The sequence below is a fragment of the Paludibacterium sp. genome (assembly GCF_019232825.1).
Classification (GTDB): domain Bacteria; phylum Pseudomonadota; class Gammaproteobacteria; order Burkholderiales; family Chromobacteriaceae; genus Paludibacterium.
This window is the reverse complement of the sequence record NZ_JAFAND010000078.1, coordinates 1-5,093: the sequence shown is the minus strand read 5'-3', so window position 1 is coordinate 5,093 and position 5,093 is coordinate 1. Positions and strand designations below refer to the sequence as shown.

The following is a 5,093-nucleotide window of genomic DNA, read 5'->3' as shown; positions in this document are numbered from 1 at the left end:
AATACGGCCTTGCGACAGCAGCGTGCCCAGTTGCAGCTTCTGCTGCTTGTCGGTCTCGCCCGGCAGCAGCTCCAGCAGGTCGAAGCGGCCGATCAGGTCTTCCATGCGCGTCACGCCCAGGCGCGCCATCCATTCGCGCGTTTCGCGTGCCACGAACTGGAAGTAGTTCATCACCCGCTCAGGCAACCCGGTGAAATACTTGGAGCGCAGTTTCAATTCCTGGGTCGCCACGCCGGTGGCGCAGTTGTTCAGGTGGCAGATGCGCAAGTATTTGCAACCGAGCGCAATCATCGGCCCGGTGCCGAAGCCGAAGCTCTCGGCGCCCATGATGGCCGCCTTGACCACGTCCAGACCCGTCTTCAAGCCGCCGTCGGTTTGCACGCGCACGCGGCCGCGCAAGCCGTTCGCGCGCAGCACCTGCTGCGCCTCAGTCAGACCAAGCTCCCATGGCGAGCCGGCGTACTTGACCGAGGTCAGCGGCGAAGCGCCAGTGCCGCCGTCGTAGCCGGAGATGGTGATCAGGTCGGCGTAGGCCTTGGCCACGCCAGCGGCCACGGTGCCCACGCCCGGCTCGGCCACCAGCTTCACCGACACCAGCGCCTGCGGGTTGACCTGCTTGAGGTCGAAAATCAGCTGCGCCAGATCCTCGATCGAGTAGATGTCGTGATGCGGCGGCGGCGAAATCAAGCTGATGCCGGGCTTCGAGCAGCGCAGACGCGCAATCAGCGGCGACACCTTGTCGCCTGGCAGTTGGCCGCCCTCGCCCGGCTTGGCGCCTTGGGCGATCTTGATCTGCAGCACGTCGGCATTGACCAGGTAGTGCGGCGTCACGCCGAAGCGGCCGGAGGCCACCTGCTTGATGCGCGACATCTTCTCGGTGCCATAGCGCACAGGGTCTTCGCCGCCCTCGCCGGAATTGGAGCGGCCGCCCAGACGGTTCATGGCGATCGCCAGCGCCTCGTGCGCCTCGGGGGACAGCGCGCCGAGCGACATGCCGGCCGAGTCGAAGCGCTTGAGCAGGCGTTCCACCGGCTCGACGTCGTCCAGATTCGCCGGTTGGTCGGCCAGCTTAAGCGTCATCAAGTCGCGGAACATCGACGCCGGGCGCTCGTTGACCAGCGCGGCGTAGCGCAGATAGGCGGCGTAGTCGTCGTTCTGCACCGCCTCTTGCAGCGTCATCACCACGTCCGGGTTATAGGCGTGGTACTCCTCGCCGTGCACATACTTGAGCAAGCCGCCCTGGCGCATTTCGCGCAGCGGGTTGAACGCCTGGCGCGCCAGCTTTTCTTGATCGCGGGCGAAGTCGCTGAAGTCGGCGCCGCCAATGCGGCTCACCATGCCCTTCATGCACAGCGCGATCACTTCGTCGTTGAGGCCGACCCCCTCGAACAATTGCGCGCCGCGATACGAGGCGATGGCGGAGATGCCCATCTTGGACAGCACCTTCAGTAATCCCTTGTTGATGCCGCGGCGGTAGTGCTGCAGTGCCTCGTTAACCTTGAGCGCCACCTCGCCACGGCTGACCAGATCCATGATCGACTGATACGCCAGATACGGGTACACCGCGGTGGCGCCGACACCAATCAGACAGGCCATATGGTGGGCGTCGCGCACGGTGGCGGTTTCCACCAGCAGGTTGGTCTTGCAGCGCAGGCCGCTGTCGATCAGCGCATGATGCACGGCGCCGGTAGCGAACAGCGCGTGAATTGGCAGCCGGTTCGACGTCACGTGACGATCGGACAACACCACGATCACCGTGCCCTCGCGCACCGCCTCGACCACGTGCCGGGCCAACTGCTCGATCGCGCCTTTCAGGTCGAGCTCGGACGGGTCGTAGCACAGGTCGAACGACGTCGCCTTCAGATACGGCTCGGGCCGGGTGGTGACGCGCACGAACTTCTCGTGCGACAGCACCGGCGAACGCACTTCCAACCGCTTGGCATGCTCGGCGCTCTCGTCGAACATATTGCGCTCGGGACCGAACACCGAGTTGAGCGACATCACCACCGCCTCGCGGATCGGGTCGATCGGCGGGTTGGTCACCTGGGCGAACTGCTGGCGCAGATACTCGAACGGCGAGCGCACTTGGCTCGACAGCACCGCCATCGGCGTGTCGTCGCCCATCGACCCCACCGGTTCCTGCGCATCGGCGGCCAACACCTTAAGGATTTGATCGCGCTCTTCGCGCGACAGATTGAACAGCTTTTGGAACGTCGCCAGCTCCTCCGGCTGCATCGGCTCCAGCGTCGAATCGTCGTCGATCGACAGCTCCAGGTATTTGGCGTTGTCTTTGATCCACTGGCGGTAGGGCTTGGCGCTCTTCAACTGCGCGTCGATCTCTTCCGGCAGCAGCAGCTCGCCGGTCTGTAGGTCGGCGGCAAACAGCTGGCCCGGCTTGACCCGGCCCTTCTTCACCACGTCTTCGGGTTTGTAGTCCCACACGCCCACTTCGGACGCAATGGTCAGAATATTGTCGCGCGTCAGCACCCAGCGCGCCGGGCGCAGGCCGTTGCGGTCGAGAATGCAGGCGGCATAGCGGCCGTCGGTCAGCACGATGCCGGCCGGGCCGTCCCACGGCTCCATGTGCATCGAGTTGAATTCGTAGAACGCGCGCAGATCCTTGTCGGTGCTGTCGCCATTCTGCCAAGCAGGGGGCACCAGCAGGCGCAGCGCGCGGAACAGGCCGATGCCGCCCATCAGCAGCCCCTCGAGCATGTTGTCCAGGCTCATCGAGTCCGAGCCGTCGGTCTGCACGATCGGCCGTACCTGCTCCATGTCCAGGTGCGGCGAGGCCATGATGCGCTCGCGCGCCCGCGCCCAGTTGCGGTTGCCTTGCACGGTATTGATTTCGCCGTTGTGCGCCAGAAAACGGAACGGCTGCGCCAGCTTCCATTGCGGCCAGGTATTGGTCGAGAAGCGCTGGTGGAACACCGCCAAGCTGGATTCGAAACGTTCGTCCTGCAAGTCGAGGAAGAAGCGCGGCAGGTTGGCGGGCGTCACCAGGCCCTTGTACGACAAGGTCTGCGACGACAGCGTCGGCACGTAGAAATAATCGTCACGGCCTTGGTTGGCCTTCTCCGCCTGGCGGCGCGCCATGAACAGCCGGCGCGAGAACGTCATTTCATCCATGCCGAACGGACAGTTGACGAACACCTGACCGATCGCCGGCAGGGTCTGCAGCGCATACTCGCCGCAGGCGGACGGGTCGACCGGCACCGGACGCAGGCCGGCGTATTCCAGTTCTTGCGCCTCGATCGCGGCGCGCAACGCCGCGACGCTCGCTGCGCCGGCCGCTTGCTCGGGGTGATGGAACACCAGCCCGGCGGCGTACACCGCTTTCAGCGCGATACCCTCTGCGGCGGCCACCTCGCGCAGAAAACCATCCGGTTTCTTGAACAGCAGGCCGCAACCATCGCCGGATTTGCCGTCGGCAGCCACGGCGCCGCGGTGCGTCAGCTTGGCCAACGAATCGATGGCGGTCTTGACGATCCAATGGCTCGGCTTGTCGTCCAATTGGGTGATCAAGCCAAAGCCGCAACTATCCTGTTCGAAATTCGGTTGGTATAAGGTACCCTCTAGCCAACGCTGTCTGTCCATGGTGATTGCCCGTTATTATCTAGCTGTAATGAAGTCGATTCTAAGTGCATCATTTCTGCGTCGCAACACATTATTTGTGCGCCGCATTAATTATTTAAAATCATTTAGCTATCTACCGGATCGGCGCATTTTTTGCACTGCATCCGACGGGGTTTCGGCCACAATTTGATCATGACTTCAGCTAAAGTAAAATGATAAATTCGTCGAATAGTCATGCAGATAGCACCGCGTCCAATCGTTAGACAGTCGGACTTTCAAATATCGGTTAACCATTCGCCAAAATCATGACAGAACCGCAGAGCGCCGACGCGGACTTCCGCTCGATACGATACCTGGCCGACCAAGCGTTTTCCCGTTCGGCCGGCGCGCCGTTGACCACCGGCAACCAAGTCGAATTGTTGTTCGACAGCGCGCAGAATTTCCCGGCTTGGCTCGGGGCGGTCGAGGCCGCCGCCGAATCGGTGCTCATCGAGATGTACCTGTTCAGCGACGACGCCTTTGGGCGGCGCATGCGCACGGCGCTGATCGACAAGGCGCGCGCCGGCATACAGGTCTGCTTGCTGTACGACGCGCTCGGCTGCTGGCGCGAGCACCTGCACGGCTTCTTCAAACCGCTGCGCCAGGCGGGCGCCCAGGTACGCGCCTACAACCCGATCAACCCGTTGCGCGGTCTGGCGTTGTTTGGCCGCAATCACCGCAAACTGCTGATCGTCGACCGGCGCCAGGCTTTCGTTTCCGGGCTATGCATCAGCTCGCGTTGGGAAGGAGATCCCGATAAGCATCTGCCGCCGTGGCGCGATACCGGCGTGCATTTGGCCGGCCCAGTGGTCGACGAGGCGGCGACAGCCTTTGCCGATAGCTGGGCCAGTTGCGGCGCGCCGCTCTCCTTGCCCCCCAAGCCCGCTCCGGCACAGCCGCCGTCACAGGACGCGGTGGCGGTGCGGCTGATCGCCACCACGCCGACCACCGCCCATCTGATGCGGCTCGACTTGCTGATCGCCAGTTTCGCGCGCAAGAGCCTGTGGCTGACCGACGCCTATTTCATGGGCACCAGCCTGTATTTGACCGCGCTGAAACAGGCGGCGCAGGACGGCGTCGACGTGCGCCTGCTGGTGCCGCGATCGAGCGACATCGGCTGGGTCGCCACCGTCTCGCGCACGTTGTACCGGCCGCTGTTGGAAGCCGGCGTGCGCGTATTCGAATGGAACGGGCCGATGGTGCACGCCAAAACCGCGGTCGCAGACGGCCGTTGGGCGCGCATCGGCTCAAGCAATCTCAATTTGTCGAGCTGGCTGGCCAACCGCGAGTTGGACGTGGCGATCGAGGATGAGGAAATCGCCACCGCGATGGAGGTGAAGTTCGTTCAAGACTTGGGGCAGGCAACGGAAATCGTGCTCAAAGGCGCGCGCCGACGGACGGCGCTGTAAGCGCCGCGTGATATCGAGCTAGAGCAACCGGTGCTGGACCTGATGCACCCGAGCGCCGCGGCGCGGCAC

The 5,093-nt window shown here is 63.6% G+C and carries 2 protein-coding genes; one reads left to right on the top strand and one right to left on the bottom strand.

From position 1 onward, the window contains the following. The coding region (gltB, locus tag JOZ06_RS09990) for a glutamate synthase large subunit (protein ID WP_293231972.1) at window positions 1-3,597 on the bottom strand (3,597 nt) is incomplete at its 3' end. Window positions 3,598-3,881: 284 nt separating this feature from the next. Between gltB and JOZ06_RS09985 the strand changes: the two genes are divergently transcribed. Next, window positions 3,882-5,024, top strand: coding sequence for a phospholipase D-like domain-containing protein (locus JOZ06_RS09985; protein ID WP_293231970.1), 1,143 nt, complete (start codon window positions 3,882-3,884; stop codon window positions 5,022-5,024). Window positions 5,025-5,093 lie beyond the last annotated feature (69 nt).

Bases quoted from the DNA above. Each gene is read 5' to 3' on its own strand.
- JOZ06_RS09985 (WP_293231970.1), top strand. From the start codon at position 3,882: ATGACAGAACCGCAGAGCGCCGACGCGGACTTCCGCTCGATACGATAC.